This is a genomic window from Mycoplasma corogypsi, from assembly GCF_045276875.1.
In the GTDB taxonomy this organism is placed as follows: Bacteria; Bacillota_I; Bacilli_A; order Mycoplasmatales; family Metamycoplasmataceae; genus Mycoplasmopsis; species Mycoplasmopsis corogypsi.
Genome location: NZ_CP174163.1, coordinates 53,626 through 75,807, shown reverse-complemented (window position 1 = coordinate 75,807; position 22,182 = coordinate 53,626). Strand labels below are relative to the sequence as shown.

Below are 22,182 nucleotides of genomic sequence, written 5' to 3'. Positions count from 1 at the left end.
AAACAATATTTCTATACAAGATATTTTATTGTGTGAATTGATTTTAAGTTTGTGTTGAAAATTGAGAAAAATAGCATTAAAAATGTGTAAAGACAATGCTTTACACATAATTAGTGATCTGATTCAGTTATTCTGAAGCAGTAACAGTAAGCGAAGGACTATCACCCAATTTAAATGTTAATGTGTATGTTTTTGGTGAAACACCTTCTTCATAAACATTTTCGCTTTCAACATATGGCATAATTTTAATTTTCGCTGTTCCAGTTTTGTTACCTTCATCATACGCTAGTGAGATATGGTTAAATGGCTTGTTATTTCTTGTTTTCAATCTATCAAATTGCACAAATGCTACACCATATTTTTTTGTATCCGTATTTATGATAAACACTTTAGATTTGTCTGCTTTTTCAACATATATGTTTCCTGTTTTGAAATCTCAGTGAATTTGTGATTTAAATCTTTTACTTACTGGATTTACAGCTTCATCTTTTAACGCTTGGGTACCATCAGGTAATAATGATAAATTAGGAATGTTGTTGTGATTTGTAGGTTGAGATAAATATGCATCCACAGCTTTTTTTGCTCTTTCTGTGTATTGAGCATTTACAGTTTCAGTTAATTTTTGTTCTGCTTGTTTTAGTTGCTCTGAGGTACTTGAAGCATTATCTTTTACTTTTGTAGCTTCGGCATATGCGTTCTCTAATGCTGTTCTAATAGCTGCATATGCTGATACATCAGAACTAAAGTTTGCCAATGTATCTGCTTTTCCTGATAAAACTGCATCCAGTGAAGCTTGAGCTTCAACTTTAGCTCTTCTTTCTAATTCCTCTGGCGAAGGTGTATTAGGGGTTGTCGGCTTCATTTCTGATGCTTTTTCAGATTCTTTTGCAGATTCGTTTTCTACTTTTTTATCAGTTTCTTTCTTGTCTGCACTTTCTTCTTTTTTAGATTCTTCACCACATGCTGCAGCGATTGATACTAATGGAAATGTTGCTGTTACACTTGTTAGTAAAAATAAAAATTTCTTCTTCATATTCGATCCTAAAAATTGTTATATATCTTAATTTTAACTTAAATACAAATTAGGTTTATAAAACACTATAAAATCATGGCCCATCTGAATGAAATTTTTATATAAAAATTACTTTTCTTGGAAAAATAGTTAGTTAATGTAAAATTTATAACTTATTAGTTAGCTCAAACTATTTTAAGCAAACTTTTTAAAATAAAAATCAGCGTTTATGCTGATTTTACGATGGTTTTAGTATTTGAATTACATATATTCTTTTAATAATTCAACTAAAGCAGGTAATGGACGGTATCCAGTTTGTTTTGAAACAACTTTTCCGTCTTTATAAATTGCATAAGCTGGAATATTTGAAACACCCATTTCTAGTGCGTAATCTCTATCATTATCGATGTTTACTCTGTAAACATTAATAGTTGGGTATTCTTTAACTAATTGTTCTAATGTTTCTTTGAACATATTACATGGACCGCATCAGTCAGCATAGAACACAACTAGTTCTAACCCTTCCCCTAAGTGTTCGCTTACATATTTTTTATCTGAATTATGCATCATAATCTGATCTCCTTAATTAAATAATTGTTAATTATATTTTATAGTAAAATGTGTTAATTTACTTCAAAAAATCTAAAAATATCTAATTTTTTAGCTAAATTGCTACTTTTTTCTACTTAGCCTGTAATTCTAAAATTATATCTCTAAGCTCAATTGCACGCTCATAATCCATCTCTTTAGCTGCTTGATTCATTTGAGCACGTAGTTCATCAATCACTTTTTGTTTATCTTTTTTAGTTTCTTTTGGCATATTTTTTCCAGTTTGTGACTTATTTAATAGTAATTCCACAGCATTCATGACATCATGCCCTTGAATGGGCTCTGGAATTTTCTTAATAATTGTTTGTGGTGTGATGTTATTTTCTAAATTGTATTGTTTTTGTATTTTTCTTTTTTCTAAGTTATCATCAATACATTTTTGTACGCTAGTGGTAATTTTATCAGCATATAAGATTGCTTGTCCGTTAACATTTCTAGCAGCACGACCTACGATCTGAATTAAACTTCTTGAATCACGCATAAAACTTTCTTTATCCGTATCTAAAATAATAACTTTTGAAACTTCAGGTAAGTCGATTCCTTCTCTAAGAAGATTGATTCCAATTACAACTTCATAAGTACCCATTCTTAACTTTCTTAAAATTTCATTACGAACAAAAGTACTATGTTCAGAGTGGATATAAGCAGCTTTAATATTTCTTTCTAATAAATAAGCTGATAATTCTTCAGACATCCTCTTGGTAGTAGTTAAAATAATCGTTCTTGAATCAGTTTTTCTTTGTTCAATAATAGTATTATAAATATCTTCAATTTGGTTTTTAGTAGGTTTTATAATAATTTCTGGATCTATTAAACCAGTTGGTCTTACATATAGTTTTGTAACATAGTCTTTAGCATGTTCAAGCTCATAATCTCCAGGAGTAGCTGAAATATAAATTTTTTGAAAATGAAATTCATTTTCAAATTCATTGAATTTTAGTGGCCTATTTTCTAGAGCACTAGGTAATCTAAATCCATATTCTACGAGGTTATTTTTACGAGAAAAATCACCTTTGTACATACCATTTAATTGAGGCACAAACATATGTGATTCATCGATAAACATTAATGAATCATGAGGGAAGAAATCTAAAATTGTATAAGGTCTTTGCCCAAAATCTCTACCGTCTAGGTACATACTATAATTTTCAATCCCAGAACAATAGCCAAATTCCTTCATGTCTTCTATATCATTTTTAACTCTTTGTTCTAAACGTTGCTTTTCTAAAAGTTTGTTTTGACTTTCAAATTCAATAAGTCTAGAAATTAATTCTTGCTGAATTTTTGGAATTATTTGACCATAAACATCATTATCAGTAGCATATTCAGATCCAGGTGAAATAGTATAAATATTAGTTTTACTTTTGACTTCTTTAGTTAGTGGGTCAATTATTGCAATATCTTCAATTTCATCACCAAAAAAACTAACTCTAACAGCAATATCCTCTTTATCAGCTGGTTGAATAATTACAACATCTCCTTTTACACTAAAAATACCAGGCTTAATTTCTAAATCACTACGAGTGTAATTAATATTTATTAGTTCATGAATTAACTTTTTCTGTGAAATTTCTTGTGAAACAAAAATTCTACGGAATGAATTTTGATACACATTTGGGTTTAATGCTCCATAAATTGCACTAACTGTAGCAACTACAATTACATCTCTACGATTAAGTAATGAGTTAAAAGCGCTTAAACGCATAATTTCAATTTGTTCGTTAGTTTTTGAGTCTTTTTCAATATATGTATCAGTATTTGGTAAATAAGCTTCTGGACGATAATAATCAAAGTAACTAACAAAATATTCCACTGCATTTTCAGGGAAAAAGGTTTTTAATTCACTATAAAGCTGGCTAGCTAATGTTTTGGTGTGAGACAAAACAATTACAGGTCGATCATAATTTGCTATAACGTTAGCTATTGTATAAGTCTTACCACTACCTGTAACACCTAAAAGAACTTGTTGTTCAACCTTTTGGTCAATGTTTTCAATAATTTTAGCTATCGCTTTAGGTTGATCACCACTTGGTTTATAATCAGCTTTTAGTTTAAAAATGGGCATACTATTATCATATAAGAAAAACGCACATTTATACCATTTATTTATATAAATTCACTTATTAAAATACATTTTTAAATTAAAATTTATATATATGATTAAAGTTAATAATATAACATTCAAGTACCGTGAAAATGATGTGCGACCAGCACTAAAAAATATATCATTTCACATCCAAAAAGGTCAGTATATAGCGATTTTAGGTCATAATGGTAGTGGTAAAAGTACTTTATCTAAAGTACTAGTTGCACTACTTAAACCTCAAATGGGTAACTTGTTAGTTGATAACATCAAATATTCAAAGGAAACTTTACGTCAGGTTAGACGTAAAATTGGAATTATTTTCCAAAACCCAGATAACCAATTTGTTGGTTCTTCTGTTGCTGATGATATCGCATTTGGTTTAGAAAATAACTGTGTTCCCCAAGAAGAAATGCAAGCTAAAATTGACGAATACGCTCGTTTAGTTGGTATGGATAAATTTTTAGAACGTGAACCAATTAGCTTATCTGGTGGTCAAAAACAACGTGTAGCAATTGCTTCTGTTTTAGCTTTAGACCCTGATGTAATCATTTTTGATGAAGTAACTTCAATGTTAGATCCAAAAGGTAAAGCCCAAGTTTTAGAGATTATCAAAACTATAAAAGACAACCCAGAAAAAACTCTAATTTCTATTACTCACGATATGGGCGAAGCAATTTTAGCTGATATGTGTTTAGTTTTTGCAGGTGGAGAACTAATTGCTCAAGGTAAACCAGAAGAAATTCTAAAAAACCAAGACATTATCGATGTAGCTAAAATTGATATGCCCTTTATTTATAAATTAAGTACTATGCTTGATGGAATAAAACCAACATACGATGAGAAAGTGTTAATTGAACAATTATGCAAATAAAAATCAGTAATTTAAGACATGTTTTTAATCCAAAAACTCCTTGAGAGTTTGAAGGATTAAAAAACGCTACAACCGAAATCAATCAAGGCGAATATGTTGGAATTATCGGTTCAACCGGAAGTGGTAAAACTACTTTTATTGAACATTTAAATGGACTTTTAATCCCATATGGCGGTACTGTTGAGTGAATTTTCAGAAACGAACTTTATGATAAAAAGAAAAAGAAAAAAGTTCCTGAAATGACCAGAATAATCACTGGTGAGAAAAATAGAAAAATCAAAAATGTTAAAAATTTAAGAAAAAAAATCGGAATCGCTTTCCAATTTGCGGAATACCAACTATTTAAGGCAACAATTTTAGAAGACGTTTCTTTTGCTTCAATTGCTTTTGGTGTACCAAAAGCTGAAGCTATCGAAAAAGCTAAAGAGTGTTTAATTAAAGTTGGAATTAAAGAAGAGTTACACCAAAGAAGCCCATTTGAGCTTAGTGGTGGGCAAAAACGTCGTGTTGCTTTAGCTGGTTTATTAGCTGCTGAGCCTGATATTTTAATTGTTGATGAACCTACAGCTGGTTTAGACCCAGTTGGAGTTAGAGAAATTTTAGCTATTTTAGACGACCTACACAAACAAGGTAAAACTATTATTAACGTAACACATGATTTAGATAACATTCTTGAACGTAGTGAAAGAGTTTTATTATTCAAAGAAGGTGTTTTAATCAAAGACGATGAGCCATATGAAATTTTAAATGACATCGAATGCTTAATGGAAAATAATTTACAACCCCCTAAATTACTAGAGTTTGTTAACAAACTTAGAAAAAACGGACTTGATGTTCCAAAAGTAGTTTCAATTGAAGAGCTAGCTACTTTTTTAAACACACTTAAGCGCACAAAACGCACTAGAAGGAAGAAGGAATAATGAAGAGTATTTTTGGTCGTTATATACCTGGTAATGGTTTCCTTTATAAAATTGACCCTAGATTAAAGTTAATTTTAACTATTATTACTATCGTTATTATTTTTATCGCCACTTCTTTTATTCAATTAGGTATCCTTTTAATTTCACTAATGATCGCTCACATGTGTGTTTCCAAAAGGGTTTCAAGTACCATTAAAGGTATGAAAGTCCCTTTCTTTATTACACTGATTTTATTTATTGTTAACTTGTATACAGTGCATTTTTCAAATGTTATTAATGACCGTTATTTTCCAGAATACTTCTGATTAATTTATAGTAAAGAAGTGCCAGCCAATGGAAATATTATTCCTAACATTTCAGAAGCAAGCTTTAAAAATTCTTGAGAACCTATTGTCAACCATTTTGGTTGAGAATCAGTAGCTAAAGAAGTAAATGGCAGAACCTTTTATACTGTAACTATCCCCTTAAATGTAGATGCTACTTTTGTTGATAGTGAAACTGGTTCAACTAAAGTTGTAATTGATAACCCAGGACTTAGAATTGGTTTATCTGAATTTAATAACTTTGATATTAGCTTGCAAAGAGCAATTCGTAGTAACAGCCACTATTCAGTATTAAAAGAAATTTCAAACGGAAATTACTATGTATTTAACAATGGATCAGCGGATTTTGGTACTACATATTTTTATGGAAATCCAGATCAATTATTAAATTTAAAAGCTCAGGATTTAAAAACTTATAACGCTTTATTAGCAAATAAAGAATTCGATGATGCTAGGGTTTATTTATCTAACTTTATTCAAAAAAGTCTAGAAAATCAAACTTGAAGTCCAGGTTTAAAAAGCTTCGTTTCGATTGTAAATGGTCGTTTTAGATATGCTTTTAACACAGCTTATGGTGTTTCTTTAGACATTATTCAAAGAACTATTGTGTTATTTTTACGTATCTACATTATGATTTTAGTTATGTCTCTTTTAACAAATACAACTAGACCAATAATGCTTACAAAAGCTATCGAAGATGTTTTATGACCATTGAAATTATTTTTCATTCCAGTTCATATTATTGCGATGATTATTTCTATTGCACTTAGATTTATCCCAACTTTATTAGACGAAGCAAGTAGAATTATGAAAGCTCAATCATCTCGTGGGGTTGACTTTAAAAATGGTCACTTTAAGGATAAAATTGTAGCTTTTACAACTTTGATTATCCCACTATTTGTTTCTTCATTCTCAAAAGCTGAAGATTTATCTAACTCAATGGAAACTCGTGGATATGATCCATATGGTAAAAGAACTAAATTTAGAAAATTAAACTTTAAATGATATGACTGAATGCTTTTAATTTTTATGTTGGCTGCTCTAGGTGGAATTATTTACACAAATGTTGTAACTAAAATTTACTGAGCTAACGTATTTGATTTTAACGAGTTCTTTACACCTCTGAAAAGTAATGTACCAACTTACTTTAAGTACATTTGATTTGTTAGAATTATTTAACTTAAACACAAGCCTAAAGTATAAAATTGCTTTAGGTTTTTTATACTTTTTAAGTACACCAAAGCAGTGGATAATCCTGTGTAATAGTAAAAATAACACTTAAAAATTATTTATAAAACATTTTTTTAATCATTATGCTAAAAAAGTTAAATTATTCATTCAATTTACTAGTATTATGAACCTTTTTATATTGAAATAAAAATATATAAACTACATTTTCAAAATATAATGTTTTAATATAAATTTAGTATTAAAAATACTTTTATAGTATAAAAACCAGTAAAAAAAGATTATGAAAATATGAAGGTGCGTACTCCGGTCAAATCAATATCTATTAAACTCCTAGTTAATATGCTTGTAAGCTTAATATTTTTAATAGCATTAGTAATTGTAGCTATAAAATATCGTGAAGAGTTAAAAACTATTTTAAACGGTCATAAAGATGAATTACAGACAGCAGTTCAAGCAATAATTTATGCTTCGCTTGCTTTTTTCATCGCAAGTTTCATTGCGCAGTTAACAATGCATATTGTATTAATATCAAGAGCTAGAGGTGCAGTACTTACTTTAAGCATTATTGGATTATTTTTTGGTCTATTTCTTTTAATTGCAGCTATTATGGGTGCTGTAAGCAATGGAAAATACGATAAAATGCAATTTATCGGACAAAGATATAATAATTAGTCAGCTTAATTAGATGTTTAAAATTCATTTTGTTTATCAAAATGAATTTTTTAATAATGATAAAATAGACACTTATATTTATACACATATTTATCCACTTATAAACAGTTGAAACTTACTCCATTTTTATTCTTAATTAAAATAAAATAGTATATAATTAAATAACTAAACACTAATAAATAAGCCGTCATAGCTCAGCAGGTAGAGCACTTCCATGGTAAGGAAAAGGTCGCTGGTTCAAATCCAGTTGTCGGCACCATGTGGATTATAAACATTCATCAATAATTAAAAAAATTCAAGTTGTACGCTTGAATTTTTTAATTCTACTCATTTAGCATTTTGTTTAATTCTGCTTCGGAAATGATTTTTATACCTTTTTTAGCAGCATTATCCAATTTAGAACTTCCTTCACTATTAGAAATTAAGTAATTAACACTTGAAGTTATACTTGAAGCAAAATTACCACCAGCAAGTTGAATGATTTCAACCATTTTATCTCTCGGCAGAGATAATTTACCTGTAATAGCAAAGGTTAATCCTGCTAATTTATCTGACTTGTTAGCCTTTTTCTCATAAGTTAAAATTTGATCTAACTCTAAAATTTGCTGGATATTATGTTCATCTGACATAAATTCTTTTAATGATTCAACAACTTTAGGTCCAATGGTATCAGTATTTTGTAATAAATTTAAATCCATTGTAACTAAATCACCTAATTTTTCAATACTTTGGCAAATTAAATAAGCAACTTGTGAACCAATGTATTTAATTCCTAAACCAAAAAATACTTTGTGAAGCTTAACATATTTTCTAGCTTGCTCTATACTTTCTAAAATACCATCTATTTTTTTATCTTTGAATCCTCTAATCGTTGTTATTTCTTTGTTACTACTATCTTCTAATATCTTTTCTCTTCAATCTTTCAACTTAAAGATTGAAACAAAGTCTGTTAAATACCCATTTTTATAAAAAATATCCACATAGGTTTCCCCAAGTTTTACGATATTCAAAGCACCTCGAGAAGCAAAATGACTTAAGGTTCTTATTTTCTTTTCAACACAATTTTTATTTACACAAAATTGATCAACGATGCCTTCATATTCTTTTAAAACACTATTACAACTTGGACAATTTAATACCTTTGGAAAAACACCAATTGATTTTTTTTCAACTAATTCGATAATTTTCGGAATAATTTCACCACTTTTTATTATTTTAACTTTATCGCCAATATTAATATTGAGTTCTTCCATAAAACTATAATTATGAAGTGTCGCAGCTTTGACTATCGTTTGTTTTAATTCAACTGGTTTTAAATTAGCAACATAACTTATTTTTCCTGTTCTTCCAACAAAAGAACTAACACCAACTACATCTGTAATAGCTTCTAAAGTTTCATATTTAAATGCAATAGCGTATTTAGGAAATTTTGCAGTTTTACCTAATTCGTCTCAGTATTCTATATTGTTAAGTTTAATAACGAATCCGTCACACTCGTAATCAAAGGTAGTGATTCGATCACCAAAATTTTCGATTTCTTCGAAAATTTCCTGTAAATCAGAACTAATAAATTCATATTTATTAATGTTAAAACCTTGGTTTTTTAGTCATTTTAGTGATTCTTCTTGTGATTTAAATCCATAGTCTGATGCATCTACTATATCGTATAAAATTGCATCTAAATTTCTTTGTTTTACTATTTTAGGATTAATTTGTCTTAAAGTCCCACTTGCTGCGTTTCTTGGGTTAGCGAATAATTTTTTACCTTCAGCTTCAAATTCCTTATTTAACTTGTGGAAGGTATCTTTTGACATATAAACTTCACCACGAATCTCAATTTTTTCTTTAAACGATATAACTTGTGGAATAGATTGTATTTGCATAATATTTTTAGTTACAATCTCACCTTCAACCCCATCTCCACGAGTTACAGCTTGAGTTAATTGACCATTATTGTAGTGTAAAGCAATTGAAAGACCATCAATTTTAGGCTCTAAACTATATGAAAGATTTTTTCCTTCTAATTTTTTCTCGGTGTCATTAATAAATTTTTGAACTTCTTCTAATGTGTACGCTTTTGCTAAAGACATCATTGGTTTATCATGAATGTGTTTAACAAAATTGCCATTTGGTTTACCACCAACTAAATTAGTAGGTGAATTTTCCACTTTAAATTCAGGATATTCACGCTCTAATTTTTCTAATTCCTTGTAAAATTGGTCATAAACAACATCAGGTACACTTGGATGATTATCTTCAAAATACTCTTTGTTTCACTGAGTGATTTTGGCTACTAAATCATCCATTTTTGCTTTAATTTGCTGTAAATTAATACTCATAATAAAATTATAAATAATTTTATTTTTAGCTTTAAAAAATCAACTCATTTCGCAGTTATTTTCTAAATACTTGTAAAATAAATATTAGATATCGAAAGGTTTGTATGGAATTTAAAAAAATAAGTGACACATTAAAATGTAGTGAAATTGAATGATTAAACATTCAAAAAGAAATAATTGATTTTTTAGAAAAAAATCCAGCAACTAAAAAACCAATTAAAAATGATTTAATTTTACTTGAAAGTTCAAAATTTTGAATTGGTAGAACATTAGAACAAATGTTCGCAAACCAATTCAAAGATAAAAAATTAGTATTAATGCCAATTGTTCAAAAAGTTAATAACACAATTGATAATTTAGAAGTAGAAATTGATAGATATGAAATTGAAGATATCAATGTTTTCAATTGAAACTTAAAAGTCGATTTAGAACTACAACCATTGCAAGATTTTGATGAAAATGTAAATGTTTTTGTTAAAGAATTTACCAAAGACTATCCATTTTTATTGGATAAAGAAAATAATACCGTTGAAGCTAATGATGTAGTTCAAGTTTTATTTACTGATAAATCAGGAATGGAAGTTAGAAAACAAGTGGTATTTGTTGAAAATGCTGATAATGTTTTAATTTCAACTTTAAAAAATATGAAACTTGGTGAATCTAAAATGGTTGAACATCCAAATGCTCAAGCTGACCCAATAAAAGTTACAGTTGAGCACATTGGATACGAAAAAAGAATGGAAATCACTCCTGATAACTTCCATTTACTAGACTATTCAGCTGATGAAAAAGCTAAAATGCAAACTTATGAAGATGCAATAGAATATGTAAAATCAGGTGCTAGATCTGGTATAGTAAGTGATTTGATTTTTGCTGTTGGTCAAAAATTAATTACTGAGTTTGTTAAACAAAATCAAAATATCAAATTGCCTGAAGCTGTAGTTGAAAGCGAATTGCATCGTGAAAGCAACTTAAATAAAAATAAAGAATTAGTTGAACAATATCTATATAACTTTGTTACTTTCAGAGCTTTACAACTAAAATATAACGCTTTACCAACTGAAGAAGATATAGCTAATGAAAGCGTTAAAATGTCTCAAATTACTAAAACAGAGTTAAGTCAAATTGATGCTCGTAAAATTTCAGAAATAGTAACTTTAAGATTAGTTGGAATAGCCTACTTAAAAGAAAATCATCCAGATTATTTTGAAAACATTAAGCCTTATATTTAAGCATTAAAAAACAATCAAGCAAGATACTTGATTGTTTTTTATTATTGCATAAATTTCTTTAAGTATTTAGCCATTCCACCTTCATTGCAGGTAAATTCAGTAACTTCATCAGCTATTTCTAATAATTCATCAACTGAATCTTTCATAGCAACAAGTTTTCCAACTTTGCCTTTAACAGATGAATCATTCATTGAATCACCGATATGAATAGCATCTTTAGGGTCAATTCCTAAACGCTCACAATAAGCTACTTCAGCATCACCTTTAGAAACATTTGCCTTAGTAATTTCAATGATTGAGTTTGAAGATCCACTGAGAGACACTTCTAGTTTGCCAGCAAATTTTTCTTGTCAAGCTTGAGCTAGTTTTCTAATTTTACGTTTAGAAACTGATCAAATTAAAGCTTTATAAATAGGAAAATCATTTTTATAATCTTTATAAAGTCTAGCAGTAGCTTTACCAAAACTCATCACCATTTTATAAAATCTATTTCTAACAAACGCTTGTTCAAGTGGGTTGCTGTTAAACACTACAAAACAATTATTAGCTGCAATTTCTTCAAACAATTCTTGTGCAACTTCTTCAGTAATTGTTTGAGTATCAGCAATATCAAAATCAATAACCGTTCTCGCCCCATTTCAAGCTATATATGATGTTAGCCCTAAACTTCTTACAATATCTTCGGTTCTAGGATTCACACCTCTTCCAGTAGAAACAACAACTGGAATAGTTTTATTTAGCTCACTAACTACTTTTTTTGTCATTTCAGTAGGTCTTTTATTAAATCATTTTTCACTTGGTCCATCTAAAGCTGTACCATCAAGGTCAATAAATATAATTTTAGGTTTATTCATATATCAATTATAGCAAAGAGCGACTAAAATTTATCTATATCAGTCTAAAAGTATCAATATATAGTGCTTTTAGTATAAAAAACGCAACTGTGTTGCGTTTAGAATAAGGTTATTTGATCAGTTGCTTTAAAACCATCTAGAGCTTTAAGTTCTTTAATGCTATCGTATTGTTTTTTGTTAACTTTTGAACGTTTTTGAAAATCTTCTACCGATGTGTACTCTCTAATGTCACGCTCAGAAACTATTTTTTGAGCAACCGCTTCACCAAGACCAGAAATTGCATTAAATGGCGGTATTAAGGAGTTATTTTTATAATCAACTAATCATTCTGTTGCTAAAGATTTATTGATATCAATATTAGAAATTTTAAATCCTCTAGCATATAACTCACGAGCTATTGTTAAAGTTGTTGTTAACTCTTTGTTTACTGCGTTGTTTCTTTCTTTCATTGGTAAAGCTCTAATTTCTTCAAGCTTATTGTTAATTTTTTGAGCACCAATATCATCTTTCATTGTTTCAATGTCAAACTGATCAACACGATGTGTAAAGAATGTGGCGTAATATTCAAGTGGTTTGTACACTTTAAATCAAGCAATTCTTCAAGCCATAATTACATAAGCTGTAGCATGTGCTTTAGGGAAAAGATATTTTATCTTTTTCATACTTTCGATATATCAGTCTTCTACACCTTTTTCACGCAGCATATTTTCTTGAGTTTCAGTAATTCCTTTACCTTTTCTAACTGATTCCATTATTTTAAAGGCTTCTGAATCATCAACTCCTTGGCTAATAAGCTGATTCATAATATCATCACGACAACAAATAACATCTTTTAGTTGTTTGCCTTGTTCCATAACTAATATTTGTGCATTGTTATTTCACACTTCTTCACCATGTGATAAACCAGCAAGTGAAATTAAATCCGCAAAAGTTTTTGGTTTAGCTTCTGAAAGCATACCTCTAACAAAATCAGTTCCAAATTCAGGTAAACCTAAAGCACCAGTCTTTTCACCACCTATTTGATCCGAAGTGATTCCAAATACATCCGTTGAAGTGAAAATGCTTAAAACTTTTTTATCATTAGTACTAATATCTTTTTTAACATCAATTCCAGTTAATCTTTGAAGCATTGTTACAGCCGTTGGATCAACGTGACCTAAAATATCTAATTTTAAGACATTATCGTGAATATAGTTGTACTCAATATGTGAAGTTTTTCATTCATCTTTTTTATTAGCAGGGTAGTTTGTTGGAGTAAAGTCTTCAGTGTCATATTCTTTTGGAATAACTAAAATACCACCAGGGTGTTTACCTGTTGTCTTTTTAACACCTTCTAGTTTACTTCCTAAAAAATCACAAAATAAGTTACTAAAACCTCACCCATGATCTTTGGAGTTACCAAAAACTAAATTAGCGCCAGATTTATCTTTTATGGTAGAAATTGTTCCAGCTCTAATTGTGTGATTATCACCAAATAATCTTTTAACTTCATCATGAACTTTATCTTGGAAAATACCAGAAAAGTTTAAATCAATATCAGGAACTTTTTCTGCATTAAAACCAAGGAAAGTAGCAAAAGAAATATCATGTCCATCACCAATTAATTTAGTTTGACATTTATCACAATATTTATCAGGTAAATCATATCCTGTAGTAACTTCATGATTTTCGATAAATTCAATCGATTTACAGTTAGGACAGTAGTAGTGTGGCGAAAGTGGGTTAACCTCTGTAATTCCTGACATAGTTGCAACAAACGATGAACCAACTGAACCACGACTTCCAACAATAAAGCCGGCATCATTACTCATTTTGACCAATTTGTGAGCAATTCAGTAAACAACATCAAAACCGTTATTAACAATTGGAACTAATTCAGCTTCTATTCTTTTTTGTATCTCTTTAGGTAGATTTTCTCCGTATGTTTGTTTTGCTGTTTGATAAACTAAATCAACAAGTTTTTGTTTAGAATTATCAAAAACAGGTGTGTATAAGTCTTTTTTAATTACTTGAATATTATCATCAATCAAATCAGCAATATAATTGGTGTTATTTATAACAATATCTTCTACCAATTGTTCATTATTTAATCAACTAAATGAATCAAGCATTTGTTCAGTGTTTGGATAAAATAAATCTGGAATGTTTAGTGTTTTTGCAGCAGCTTTTCTTCCATCATATAAAAAGTGTCTAATGCTATCAACACCTTTAGCATAAACTAGCATTTTGTAAAAAATGCTATCTTCTGAAACTTTATGTCTTACATCACCAATTGCAACAACTTTTTTACCGTATTTTTCAGCTAATTCAATTAGTTTTTTAATTCTCGCTTTAATTTGTTCAGAGGTAAAATCATCAGAACCCACAAAGTTGACAAAAGCTTCAAGTCTAGGGATTTCGATATAGTCGTAATCTTGAATTTCTTTTTCTAGTCTTTCATCACAACTATATAACATAGTTTTAATCAATTTACCACGTAATCCACCAGAAGAAACGAGTAAATTTCCATCTCGAGGAATATCGCTTAAATAAATTTTTGGACCTTTAGCGATTCCTTCGTCGACTAGCCTGTCAGCTAAAGCAAATGAAATTAGGTTAAATAATTGTTTTAGTCCAGCTTGGTTTTTTACAATAACTGAAACTTGATTTGTTCTACGGTGGTTGTAGAATTTAGGAAAACTTCAGTTGTATAAATCGTTTAAGGTTATAATTCCTTCATTTTTCATTTTTCCCACTACAGCCATTCATGCTCTAGCTAAAACTTCAGCATCGTAATCAGCTCTATGGGCTTTAGTTTCATCATATTCAACATCCACATATGAACAAAACGAACCTAATCTATGTTTTGCTTTTTCAGGGAAATTTAAATGCGAAACCATCAGAGAATCGATGCAAACGGTATTTTCCAGCTCTAAACCAACTTCAGAAAGTTTTTGGATTATAAAGTTAATATCGAACTCCGCGTTGTGAGCTATTACAACTTTTCCATTTAAAATTGAATGGATTTTTTTGAGTCCTTCAAGTTTACTTAGACCTTCTTTTTCTAACATATTGTCATCAATATTAGTTAGTTCAATTGTGTAATTAGAAAGTTTTTTACCACACTTAATAAAAAATTGATGACTGCTTTCGATAGTATTGTTTTTAACTACAGTGGCACCAAATTCGATAATATCACCAGAGTGGGGTGAAAGGCTAGTAGTTTCAATATCGAATGCAATAATTTCCAAATCACTTAAATTTGCATCAGTAAAATTAGGATTTAAAATTGCATTATTATTTTGCTCAGTAAAATCAAATGCCGCACCATAAATAGGTTTAATACCAGCTTTTTTAGCAGCTGCTTCAAGTTCAGGGAATGATTGAACACTATTTGAATCTAAAATAGCAACAGCTTTATGTCCTAATTCTTTCGCCGCATTAACAATTTCAGTTGCAGTCATTAGACTATCTTGAGTGTTCATTTTTGATTTAGCATTTAACTCAACACGTTTTTTAGGCGCATCATCTGTTATCTTTTGTTCATCTGTACCTAAAACTACTATCTCAGTAACTTCAAGCCTTTTTGTCATTGTGTTACTATTTTTAGAAGCCATACTGTAGTGAAAATCACCATAAATTTCTACTCAAGTATTTTTAGGTATAAGTTCTTTTTTATGTTTTTTAACAACATTATTTCATCAAGTATCAGAAACTTCCATCGCCTCATTCATATCAGTGACACTGTATTTGAAAAATGTACCTTTAGGGTGTTTTACTAATTCATTTTTGAAAATTAAAGCCTTAACAACAACATTTTTGATGATATTTGTATCTTGTTTTAATAATTCTGAAATTGTTCAAGATTGGTAACCTGTTGTAGTTTTACGATATACAAAATTTGGTTTTGTAGTACTTAATTTATTGCTTGGTGTTATGTTTGCAGAGTTATTATTTCTTTCTTCTAAACTAACTTGTTTAGCCGCATGTTTTTCTAGTTCTTCACTTGATAAAAAACTAACTGGATCGGCATTAGTTTTTTCACTTAATAAAACTAAAAAACCATCCACACCAAGGTGAAAAATCTCATTTTTAAATTTATTGACTTCATCATTTAAGTTTTTATCATCAACTAATTCTTTTGAAACAGATAAAACATAACTGTGTGAAAGTCTTTGAAATTTAAATGTGTTTTGTTCAGCTAACTTATGCATTAAAGGAAATTGGTCTTGATTTAAGTTGATATATTCAAATAAAAACGTTCTAAACTCTGTATTTCCAACAATATAATTTTGAATTTCAATGCTAAAATCATAGCTAAAAGAGGTTTTTCCGGTTTGGTTTAATGATTTTAGTTTTTTAATTAATTTGTAGATACAAAATGGATTTGGAAGCATTGGAAAAACTACAGTAAACTGTAGTGTATTTCCGTTTTCTTTAGGTATATATCTAAATCCAGGTTTGATGAAGGCATCTTCATAACCAACTTGTTGATCTAATTCCAAATGAATTAATAACTTTCTTAATGCATCATCTTTAATAAAACCCATAAAACCCCCTTATTTATAAACCATAGCTAAATAAGAATCAAAGTGTTGCAACAGTGGCAATACTGTCAAAACGGTCTAATAAACCACCATGATCTCTAAAAATATTTGAAAAATCTTTAATATCACAAACACGCTTAATTAGTGAGAAAAACAAATCACCAAGTAAAGCAAATATTGGAGCAAAAATTAGGAAAAAAGCAGTAATAACTTTATAGGAAACCGATGTGCTTTGTGAATTGTTAATTAAGTCAATAAATACAATATCCTCTGTTAGTAAGTTAAAAAAGTTTCAAGGATAAGGATCAATTACATTTCAAGTCGCAGCAAATGATATAGCGATTACAATCGCGACTCCAACACCCACAAGTGCACCTTCTCAAGTTTTTTTAGGACTAATTGTTGGTGCTAATTTGGATTTAATAAATTTGTGTCCTAAATATTTTCCACCAAAAAATCCACCAATATCGTGTCCTGTAGCTATTAATAAAAATAAAATTAAATACTGGATTCCTATTTTATCTACGATTAAGAGATAAATAAAACCACGATAAAAAATCAATAAGATTAAACTTGCGATGAAAAAGTAAATAGCTTTGTAAAATAAATATTTTTTGCTCAAATTTTGTGCACTAAATGTTCTAAGTAATACAAATAAAACTGTGCTGATAAAAGCCCCTAAATAGACTGTATAATCAGTTACAAAAACTTTTACATTAGTAAATCCAGTAATAAATTTAGAATTATCCACATTATTATCAAATACTAAAGTTGAAAAGTTTTTATTTACAAATAAACAAACTAATAAAATTAATATTAGTACCGAATAAACTGGATGCTTATCCAAAAAAGCTCTAGTTAACTCAAGAAAACCTCAACTTGCTATAGCTAAAAACATTAAAAAGGTAATAATTCTTGTTACTCAAAAAACAGCAGTATTATCAAAAATATATGTAAACGATAATCTACCTATGCTAATAAAACTCACAAAAACAACTAGCATTAAAATAGCCGGAATAACGCGACCATAAACTAGAGTATTTTGCTTTATTTTTTCTCAAAAATTTTTCATAACTTAATGATATCAAACTCCTAAAATTAAGTATTAAAATAACATAGTTATTTTAACCTAAATAAGCTTTTAGATATCCAAAAGCAACTAAATTGCTGATTTTATCAGCTTTTTGGTTTATATACTTAGTGGCGTTTCCACCAGTAATTATTATTTTGTTTTTTAAATTATAATTTTGGCTTAATTTTTCTATTATATTTGAATTAAAATATGCAAATCCGCAATCAATAGCTTCTTGCGTATTTTGACCAAAACAATGAATTAATGGGTTATTTGGTAAATTAAATGATAATTTTGTTTTTTGTTTTAGTTGTGCATAATTTTGATTATACCCAGGTAAAATCAAAGCACCTGTTAAAGATTTATTTTCTAGTTTTAAGATAACATTAGCAGTTCCAGCCATCAAAATAAAATTAGTATCAATATTTACAAATTTAAGTACTAAAGTTGCTCCTAAAATATCAAGTCCTACAATGTTAAAATCTATGTCGCTAACCACAAGTGATTTTGGGAAATTATTATGATTTAAGACAGTTATTTTGTTACTTAATTTACTTAAAAAATAACTTACTTTTTTATAATTTCTTTTGCTCACTGAACCTATAATTATTTCGGTGTTATCTGAAACCTTCATTTTTTTAATTATTGACTTAAAGTATAGTAAATTCAGGCTTTTGATACTTACTTTGATTGACTTTAAAAACTTATAATTTTCATTAAACACTACTAAATCTAAATTTGTATTACCTATATCTAAAACTAAATATTTTGCACTCATAATAAACCTAAAAAGAGCCTTTTTGTTTAAAATAAACTCGTAATTTTGTAAAATTATTATATTAAATATTTGCATCGAGGAGTGAAAATGGAGAGAATAAAAATTGGATTTACTAATTTATCGTACAAAAAAGAAAATTCTTTTTTTCAAACTAAAGTAATAAACAAATTCAATCACAAAATTGACTATAAAATTCTTTCAAAACTAGAATTTGTACCTAAACTATTAAACGATAATCAAGAAAATATCGAATGAGAGTGAATTGAAACTAAAGATTTAGTTTTAGATGAACAAACACTAAAAACTATAGCTGATAATTTCAAAAAACTTCATGATTCAAAACTAGAATTTCCTAAAACAAATATTGCAGCTAGAGTTAAAGAATATAGAAGAATTTTAGCTGAAAGAAATATTAAAATTCCAGTTGTTGATAAATATTTCAAGCGTATTAATAGTATTTTAAAAAATAGCGAAAATAATCGTCCATGTCACAACGACCTATATATAGCTAATGTTTTACAAGCTAAAGATGGTAAAGTATTTTTTATTGACTGAGAATACGCGACAATGGGTGATAAACACTTTGATTTAGCTTACTTTATTTGTGGTGCATATTTAAATGAAGAGCAAGAAAAAATATTTTTAGATCAATACGATAGCTATTGAGAAGAATACTTAATTCAACAAAAAATTTTAGTTTATTACATCACCATTTTATGATGCAACTCACAAGATGTAAAACCTTTTGACGATTCTCCTTTATATGTAGCACTTGAAAAAACTGTTGAATTGTATCAATACAAAAAAGAAAACAAGTTATTTAGAAACTAGTGATACAACCCAATTTATGGATTATTTTTAGAGTTAAATAAACCATAAAATAATATTTATGAAATCTAAAGTTCAAATTTAGGGAGCATATATGTCTTGTTATCAAGACATTTTTTTTATTGCTTTTTTTAAAATTTAAAATAAAAAAAGCAGCTCCCTATTTTCACCTTTCGGCTATCGTCGGCACTAAAAAGCTTAACTACTGAGTTCGGAATGGGATCAGGTGTACCTCTTTGCTATAACCACTTGTAATTAGTATATACAAAAAATTTTTTAAACAAAATATTTTTTTAATTTTTTTTAGTTATTTTTAACATCCGATATAAATTGTGGGTTTTATATCCAAATTACTACCTAACTATAAAATGAGATTTTTGCGTTTAAAAATAAATGGTTTTATATTAAAATTAATATATGAATAAAAAAGAGGGTTCTGAAGTTAAAAGATCTTATCTAGAAAAGTTGAGTTTATTAGCCAAAATGGAAAATAAACAACTTCTAGAAGACATGAAATGACTAGAGAATTTAACCAATGACACTCACGATATTTCTTTTAGGACTGAAATACCAACCATTCCTGTTAGATTAACATTATCAAAAAATACACAACCGGATTTAGACCTAAAAACACTTGTTAGTGAGTACAATAGTTATTGCAACTTTCTTCTTACTAAAGAGGGAACTTTTGCTAACCAATTACATTTTGACTTTTCAGACGCTAATACTCTTATTTCACTCATCGAACAAGATACTAGAAGTGATGAGGACATTTTTGTCCCAAATAAAGCAACTAAGATTGTGGTTAAAAAAGTGGAGCTATAATCTTTTGCTTTTTTATTTATAAAATTTTTTAGAAAGGGAAATATGAAAAAGAAGGTTAATATCGCCATCGATGGTCCATGTGGTGCAGGTAAATCAACTGTTGCTAAAAAAATAGCTGAAAAATTAGGCTACACATTTATTAACAGTGGTAGCGTTTATCGTGCAATCGCTTACAATGTCATTGAAAATAAAATTGATAGCACTAGTATTGATGAAATTATCGCTTCATTAGCAACTGCAAATATCGAACTTCATGCTGATGATATCGTATGCTTAAATGGAACTGATATTTCTAAAAACATTCGTGAAGATTATATTTCACAAATTACACCAAATATAGCGAAAATTCAGCAAGTTCGTGATTTTGTTGTCGAATTAATTCAACATATGACAAATAAATCAAAAGGATTTATCGTTGACGGAAGAGACACAACTTTTAAATTAATGCCACATGCTGAAGTTAAAATTTTCTTATGAGCCGAACCAGAAGAAAGAGCAAGAAGAAGATGAATGCAAAATAAAGAATTAGGTTTTGAATCTAATTATGATGAAGTTTTATATGACGTTAAAAAGCGTGATGCACAAGATATGAACCGTGAAATTGACCCACTTCATAAAACTGAAGATTCAGAATTAATTGACTGTACACATATGACACAATATGAAGTTATAGATGCAATTATAGATTTAGTTAATAAAAAATTGGAGGGATTAAATGCGTAATACAATTGCCATTATTGGTAAACCTAATGTTGGTAAAAGTACTTTTTTTAATAGATTAATAGGTAAAAAAGTTTCTATTGTACACGATGAACCAGGAGTTACTCGTGATCGTTTATACGAAAAAATCCAGTGAGCTGGACATGAAATGAAAATTATTGATACTGGTGGAATCGAAATTGAAAATAGACCTTTTCAAGAACAAATCCAAATCCAAACTAAAATAGCTATCGATGAAGCAGATGTAATTATCTTTTTATTCGATGGACATAATGAAATCACTAATGACGATTTATACATTATGAGTATTCTTCGTAAAAGTAACAAGCCAATTATTGCAGTAGCAAACAAACTTGAAAATAATCAGCAATTTGACTATGGTTGATATGCTTTGGGTGTTGAAAATATTTATCCAGTTAGTGCACTTCATGGAGAAGGAATTGGTGAAGTTTTAGACAAATGTGAAGGATACTTAGATTTTGAGGATGCTCAAGAACAAGATTTATTCAACCTTGCTATTATTGGTAAACCAAACGCTGGAAAAAGTTCACTTTTAAATAATTTAGCTAAAGAAGAGCGTTCTATAGTTTCAGAAATAGCTGGAACAACTCGTGATAGTGTTAAATCAGTCATTACTCTTGATGGCCGTGAGTACAATGTTATTGATACTGCAGGTATTACTAAAAAATCTAAACTAATTGAAAGTGTTGATCATTATGCTTTGATGCGTGCGATGAATTCACTTGAAGAAGCAGATTTATCTTTGATTGTGATTGATGCAACACAAGATGAATTTAGTCACTTTGATTCTCGTATCATTGGATATGCACTTGAAAAAGAAAAACCTATTATTATAGTAGTTAACAAATGAGATTTGGTTGAAAAAGAAACTAATACTATGGCGCAATTTGAAAAAAGAATGCGTAATAAATTTCACTTTGTACCTTGAGTACCATTTGTTTTTATTTCAGTTAAATTTAATCAAAGATTAAATAAACTTTTTGAAACAATTAATATGGTCAGAACTAATTTAGAAAGAGACATTAAACCTTCACTACTTTCTAATTTACTTCTTGAAACTCAAATCATTCAACCAGCACAACCTTATAATGGTGGAAGATTAAATATTTACTATGTTCGTCAAGAACAACACAAAATTCCTACTTTTACATTTTTTGTTAACAATAAAAAATACCTTCACTTCTCTTACGAAAGATTTTTAGAAAACCAATTAAGACAAAACTTTGATTTTAGAGGTTGTCCACTTAAACTTCAATTCAAAAATAAAAATGGTCTAGATTAATTCTCCTATTGGAGAATTTTT

General features: G+C 28.8%; 17 protein-coding genes, 1 tRNA gene and 1 rRNA gene. 10 read left to right on the top strand and 9 right to left on the bottom strand.

Going from position 1 to position 22,182, the window contains the following annotated elements:
• Positions 1-127: 127 nt before the first annotated feature.
• The 3 genes from ACJA23_RS00305 to uvrB form a co-directional block, all read right to left on the bottom strand.
• Positions 128-1,033, bottom strand: coding sequence for a Vmc-like lipoprotein signal peptide domain-containing protein (locus ACJA23_RS00305; protein WP_406614216.1), 906 nt, complete (start codon positions 1,031-1,033; stop codon positions 128-130).
• A 240-nt stretch (positions 1,034-1,273) separates the two neighbouring features.
• Complete coding sequence (locus tag ACJA23_RS00300) at positions 1,274-1,582, bottom strand: thioredoxin family protein (protein ID WP_406614214.1); 309 nt, start codon at positions 1,580-1,582, stop codon at positions 1,274-1,276.
• A gap of 112 nt (positions 1,583-1,694) precedes the next feature.
• Positions 1,695-3,686: an excinuclease ABC subunit UvrB gene (uvrB, locus tag ACJA23_RS00295; protein ID WP_406614212.1), complete on the bottom strand. Its 1,992-nt coding sequence runs from the start codon at positions 3,684-3,686 to the stop codon at positions 1,695-1,697.
• Between the two features lie 91 nt (positions 3,687-3,777).
• Between uvrB and ACJA23_RS00290 the strand changes: the two genes are divergently transcribed.
• The 5 genes from ACJA23_RS00290 to ACJA23_RS00270 all read left to right on the top strand — a co-directional run bounded on the left by ACJA23_RS00290 (position 3,778) and on the right by ACJA23_RS00270 (position 7,943).
• Entirely contained in the window at positions 3,778-4,578 is an 801-nt protein-coding gene (locus tag ACJA23_RS00290; protein ID WP_406614210.1) for an energy-coupling factor transporter ATPase, read from the top strand.
• On the top strand, positions 4,569-5,498 hold the full coding sequence (locus tag ACJA23_RS00285; protein WP_406614208.1) for an ATP-binding cassette domain-containing protein: 930 nt from the start codon (positions 4,569-4,571) through the stop codon (positions 5,496-5,498). The genes ACJA23_RS00290 and ACJA23_RS00285 overlap by 10 nt, the downstream gene beginning before the upstream one ends.
• On the top strand, positions 5,498-7,000 hold the full coding sequence (locus ACJA23_RS00280) for an energy-coupling factor transporter transmembrane component T (protein ID WP_406614206.1): 1,503 nt from the start codon (positions 5,498-5,500) through the stop codon (positions 6,998-7,000). Before ACJA23_RS00285 ends, ACJA23_RS00280 begins: the two co-directional genes overlap by 1 nt.
• 351 nt (positions 7,001-7,351) lie before the next feature.
• On the top strand, positions 7,352-7,684 hold the full coding sequence (locus tag ACJA23_RS00275; protein ID WP_406614204.1) for a hypothetical protein: 333 nt from the start codon (positions 7,352-7,354) through the stop codon (positions 7,682-7,684).
• A gap of 183 nt (positions 7,685-7,867) precedes the next feature.
• Positions 7,868-7,943, top strand: a tRNA-Thr gene (locus ACJA23_RS00270).
• A 64-nt stretch (positions 7,944-8,007) separates the two neighbouring features.
• Here ACJA23_RS00270 and ligA read toward each other — a convergent pair.
• Positions 8,008-10,023 (bottom strand): NAD-dependent DNA ligase LigA, encoded by a 2,016-nt coding sequence (ligA, locus tag ACJA23_RS00265; protein ID WP_406614202.1) that lies wholly within the window; start codon positions 10,021-10,023, stop codon positions 8,008-8,010.
• A 104-nt stretch (positions 10,024-10,127) separates the two neighbouring features.
• Here ligA and ACJA23_RS00260 point away from each other — a divergent pair, with 104 nt between their 5' ends.
• The gene (locus tag ACJA23_RS00260) at positions 10,128-11,255 is read left to right on the top strand and encodes a hypothetical protein (protein ID WP_406614200.1); all 1,128 of its coding nucleotides are present in this window, start codon (positions 10,128-10,130) and stop codon (positions 11,253-11,255) included.
• Between the two features lie 41 nt (positions 11,256-11,296).
• Here ACJA23_RS00260 and ACJA23_RS00255 read toward each other — a convergent pair whose 3' ends face one another.
• The 4 genes from ACJA23_RS00255 to ACJA23_RS00240 all read right to left on the bottom strand — a co-directional run bounded on the left by ACJA23_RS00255 (position 11,297) and on the right by ACJA23_RS00240 (position 18,485).
• On the bottom strand, positions 11,297-12,109 hold the full coding sequence (locus tag ACJA23_RS00255; RefSeq protein WP_406614198.1) for an HAD-IIB family hydrolase: 813 nt from the start codon (positions 12,107-12,109) through the stop codon (positions 11,297-11,299).
• A 98-nt stretch (positions 12,110-12,207) separates the two neighbouring features.
• Positions 12,208-16,638: a PolC-type DNA polymerase III gene (locus ACJA23_RS00250; RefSeq protein WP_406614196.1), complete on the bottom strand. Its 4,431-nt coding sequence runs from the start codon at positions 16,636-16,638 to the stop codon at positions 12,208-12,210.
• Positions 16,639-16,651: 13 nt separating this feature from the next.
• Positions 16,652-17,707, bottom strand: a complete 1,056-nt coding sequence (locus ACJA23_RS00245; RefSeq protein ID WP_406614194.1) for a phosphatidate cytidylyltransferase — start codon at positions 17,705-17,707, stop codon at positions 16,652-16,654.
• 52 nt (positions 17,708-17,759) lie between these two features.
• Positions 17,760-18,485 (bottom strand): type III pantothenate kinase, encoded by a 726-nt coding sequence (locus ACJA23_RS00240; RefSeq protein WP_406614192.1) that lies wholly within the window; start codon positions 18,483-18,485, stop codon positions 17,760-17,762.
• 87 nt (positions 18,486-18,572) lie between these two features.
• Here ACJA23_RS00240 and ACJA23_RS00235 point away from each other — a divergent pair, with 87 nt between their 5' ends.
• Positions 18,573-19,316 (top strand): phosphotransferase, encoded by a 744-nt coding sequence (locus ACJA23_RS00235; RefSeq protein WP_406614190.1) that lies wholly within the window; start codon positions 18,573-18,575, stop codon positions 19,314-19,316.
• A 144-nt stretch (positions 19,317-19,460) separates the two neighbouring features.
• Here ACJA23_RS00235 and rrf read toward each other — a convergent pair.
• Positions 19,461-19,566, bottom strand: a 5S ribosomal RNA gene (gene rrf / locus ACJA23_RS00230).
• A 164-nt stretch (positions 19,567-19,730) separates the two neighbouring features.
• On the opposite strand from rrf, the gene ACJA23_RS00225 reads away from it, so the two are divergent.
• From ACJA23_RS00225 to der, 3 genes are read left to right on the top strand one after another with little or no spacing between them, the layout of a single operon-like run.
• A complete protein-coding gene (locus ACJA23_RS00225) occupies positions 19,731-20,138 on the top strand; it encodes a hypothetical protein (protein ID WP_406614188.1) in 408 nt (135 codons plus the stop codon).
• A gap of 42 nt (positions 20,139-20,180) precedes the next feature.
• Positions 20,181-20,861 carry a (d)CMP kinase gene (gene cmk / locus ACJA23_RS00220; RefSeq protein WP_406614186.1) on the top strand — a complete coding sequence of 227 codons (681 nt, stop codon included), beginning with the start codon at positions 20,181-20,183 and terminating at the stop codon, positions 20,859-20,861.
• Positions 20,854-22,161: a ribosome biogenesis GTPase Der gene (der, locus tag ACJA23_RS00215; protein WP_406614184.1), complete on the top strand. Its 1,308-nt coding sequence runs from the start codon at positions 20,854-20,856 to the stop codon at positions 22,159-22,161. Before cmk ends, der begins: the two co-directional genes overlap by 8 nt.
• The last annotated feature ends 21 nt before the right edge of the window (positions 22,162-22,182 follow it).